This is a genomic window from Gammaproteobacteria bacterium (assembly GCA_022450155.1).
Lineage (GTDB): Bacteria > Pseudomonadota > Gammaproteobacteria > Arenicellales > UBA868 > REDSEA-S09-B13.
The window spans coordinates 1-3,191 of record JAKUQR010000066.1; the positions used below are offsets into that span (position 1 = coordinate 1).

The following is a 3,191-nucleotide window of genomic DNA, read 5'->3' on the forward strand; positions in this document are numbered from 1 at the left end:
AAGGGCGCTATTACCGACTTGATGGTGCGTACGTGCGTCCCCGCCCAGTGCAAAAACCACGTCCACGGTTAACCCTCGCAGCGCACAAAAGACTGATGCTTCGCGTTTGCGCCGAGTTTGCTGATACCTGGAACTCATTAGGCTCGGTCGAAGAGATGCGCGAGCGTAACGCAATTCTTGATGAGCATTGTGCAGCGCTAGGGCGTGATCCGCTTGAGATCCGGCGCTCATGGTATGGCTGGACAGCGAAGATGATTGAACAAGGTCTACCAGACCCGTGGCAGAGCGTAGATGCGTTTGAGGAGGTTGTCGGGCGTTACCGTGAAGCGGGGGTTAACGAGTTCATCATCGATGCACCGCAACCGCAGCAGTTTTCGGTGCTTGAGACAGTGGCTACAGATCTGATTCCCCGCTTGCGCACAGCCAACAGCAGCTAACACTCTTTCGGCAAAGCCAAGAAGTTCACTGTGTTGGTGGAGTGTTTGCAGTAAACCTCACACACAACCTAAGCACACTGGTATGACTCACTCCTGTGCGCTTACCCCAACTTTCTTGCTAAATCCTCTGCTCTAAGGTGCGTATAACGCATCAGCATGCGTGGGTCTTTATGGCCTGTAATGGTGGCGACTTCTACAGGGTTTAATCCTTTCTCAAAGAATCTTGATGTGGCTTCGTGACGCAGATCATGGAAGTGCAAATCCTCAATTCCAGATCGTCTACATCGCTTTAAAAATGCCCCTGAAACACCTCTAGCAGAGTAGGTAAAAATAGGCTTTTCGTAGAGTGAAATCACCCCTCCAGATAGCCTCTCAGAGGCCCGTAGTTGGTTTCTAAGACACGCTATTGCAGTGCTTGAAAGTGGGATGGTTCGGGGTTGGTCAGTCTTTGTAGTCGGTATTAGAAGGGTACAAAGAGCAAAGTTAATGTGACTCTTTTTAATATTAAGAATCTCACTTCTTCTCATGGCTGTCTCTAATGCAAGGGTGATGATTCGACCCATTTCAGAGTCATCAATCAGACATTCTTGTTCACCTTTCTCCAATCTTCTGGTGCGACCCTTGTCTACTTTCGGAAGGGATACCAGCGGGATGGGATTCTTTGGAATCGCTATACCCCAGTCTCTTTCAGCGATGGTTAAAACTCGACTCAGAATCACCAGTTCCCGTTTAAGAGAAGCAGGAGAGACCGTCTGTAGACGAATATCCCTGTACTTGGAGACTTTATGAGGGGAGAGATGAATGAGCCTTAAATGCCCCAGATGCTTCTTTAGGTGCTGATGAATCGTCCCCAATTCTCTAGACACTCGCCAGCCGTTTTTGGTACTGCGTTTCATACTCTACCGGCGAGAGCTGGTTATTGAAACCATGTCGCCGTCGAGTGTTGTAAAACATCTCAATGTAATCGAATACATCACTGCGTGCTCCTTCCCGCGTTGCGTAGACATGACGTCGAACGCGCTCGCGCTTAAGTAGTTGGAAAAAGCTCTCAGCAACTGCGTTATCGTGACAGTTCCCCCGTCTGCTCATGCTTCCCTTTAGGCTATGCTCCCGCAGGAAGTTTTGCCAGTCGTAACTGGTGTACTGGCTACCTTGATCTGAGTGCACTGTGACTGTGCTCAGAGGATTGCGGCGCCATACAGCCATTAACAGTGCATCCAGTGCAAGCTCTTTCGTTATTCGTGATTGCATCGACCAGCCAATGACACGCCGCGAGAACAAATCAAGCACCACTGCCAGGTAAAGCCAACCTTCGTGGGTGCGGATATACGTGATATCAGTGACCCACGCTTGATCTGGTGTTTTCGTACTGAACTGCCGCTGCAACAGATTTGGAACAACGACATGTGCAGGCCCGCTTCGGTGGCGAGGCCGCCGATAACCTATCTGCGCCCGCAGTCCTGCGGCTTGCATCAAACGATAAACTCTGTTCTTGCCGCAATGTTCACCATATTCACGCAGGTCGCTGAATATCTTCCGATATCCATATACTCCACCGCTTTCCAGCCAGAATTGCTTAATCAGTCCGGTGAGCCGTTCATTGGCAATAGCCCGTTTAGAACGCGGCTTGTTCAACCATGCGTAATAACCGCTGGGATGAACATCAAACAGGTTACACAGAGCCCGTACTGGCCATTGTGCACTCTCGGCCCTGATAAAGGCGTACCTCACTCGGGCTGATTGGCGAAGTACACCGCGGCTTTTTTTAGGAGATCACGCTCCTGCCTGGTGCGCTTGAGTTCTTTCTTCAAGCGTCGTATCTCGGCCTGCTCATCCGACATCGCGTTGTGTTCCGCGGAATCAGGCCCGAACTTCTTGATCCAGGCATACAAACTATGGGTTGTCATACCGAGCCTGCCGGCCACATCGGCCACACTGTGGCCGCAATCTACTACCTGTTTAACTGCTTCAACCTTGAACTCATCTGGGTATCGCTTTTTGCTCATAATCACCTCTGTCATAGTCATTTTGTATGACTGAAAGGTGTCTAGCAAACTGGGGGCGATTCACCGGTGTGTGGGTACAACATCTATATAGGCATCGATTTCCAAAGGGGGTGGGTACCCCTCTTAAGTCTGGTTAATCATTACTCCGAGGTTTCGATATCTTCCAAGGCTTTGATTGCTTCTATTTCATTCCTATTTAGGAGTTTGTCTTGATCGATCTCCTGCCACAGTGGCTTGCAAACAAAAGAATATGTGATATTTGGACCCGATGAAATCAATAGTCAAAACGTTAGTTGATCGACTTAATGGTGGGTACGGTAGAAAGGAAAACACAGCCAACTCCGGAGACAGTCATGATTGAAACCGATCAAGCCGTAGAAGCATTCCTGCGCCAGACGTTGGTCGGCGTTATCAGCACCATTGATAAAAACGGTCATCCACGCACGACACCCATATGGTTTCACTGGAAAAATGGTGCGGCCTATATGTTTACAAACCGCAATTCCTTAAAGTGGAGAAATATCCAACACAATCCGCACGCGTCATTGTGTGTCGACTGGCGGGAACCGCCTTACAGGTCGGTCATCCTTGACGGATTGATTGAGGAAGTCGATAGGTCGTTGTATGAACTGGTACTGATGATGGCGTTGCGCTACTACGGCGATAAAGTGGGTACCGAATTTGCCGAGGGATACAAAGATCAGTCAGCCGATGTTGCGGCCTTCCGGTTAATACCAGAACGGATTGC

At 49.5% G+C, this 3,191-nt stretch carries 4 protein-coding genes; 2 read left to right on the plus strand and 2 right to left on the minus strand.

Translation table 11 applies throughout. The features are described 5' to 3' along the window. The coding region (locus MK323_15245) for an LLM class flavin-dependent oxidoreductase (protein ID MCH2483500.1) at positions 1–437 on the plus strand (437 nt) is incomplete at its 5' end. 101 nt (positions 438–538) lie between these two features. On the opposite strand, the gene MK323_15250 is transcribed toward MK323_15245, so the two are convergent. Both MK323_15250 and MK323_15255 read right to left on the minus strand, forming a co-directional pair. Next, positions 539–1,333 (minus strand): site-specific integrase, encoded by a 795-nt coding sequence (locus MK323_15250; GenBank protein ID MCH2483501.1) that lies wholly within the window; start codon positions 1,331–1,333, stop codon positions 539–541. Then, a protein-coding gene (locus tag MK323_15255; protein ID MCH2483502.1) for an IS3 family transposase occupies positions 1,296–2,443 on the minus strand; the annotation gives its coding sequence in 2 pieces (ribosomal slippage) (positions 1,296–2,206 and positions 2,206–2,443; 1,149 coding nt in all). The genes MK323_15250 and MK323_15255 overlap by 38 nt, the downstream gene beginning before the upstream one ends. Before the next feature lie 353 nt (positions 2,444–2,796). Here MK323_15255 and MK323_15260 point away from each other — a divergent pair. After that, a partial coding sequence (locus MK323_15260) for a pyridoxamine 5'-phosphate oxidase family protein (GenBank protein ID MCH2483503.1) occupies positions 2,797–3,191 on the plus strand: 395 nt, incomplete at its 3' end.

Bases quoted from the DNA above. Each gene is read 5' to 3' on its own strand.
- MK323_15250 (MCH2483501.1), bottom strand. From the start codon at position 1,333: ATGAAACGCAGTACCAAAAACGGCTGGCGAGTGTCTAGAGAATTGGGG.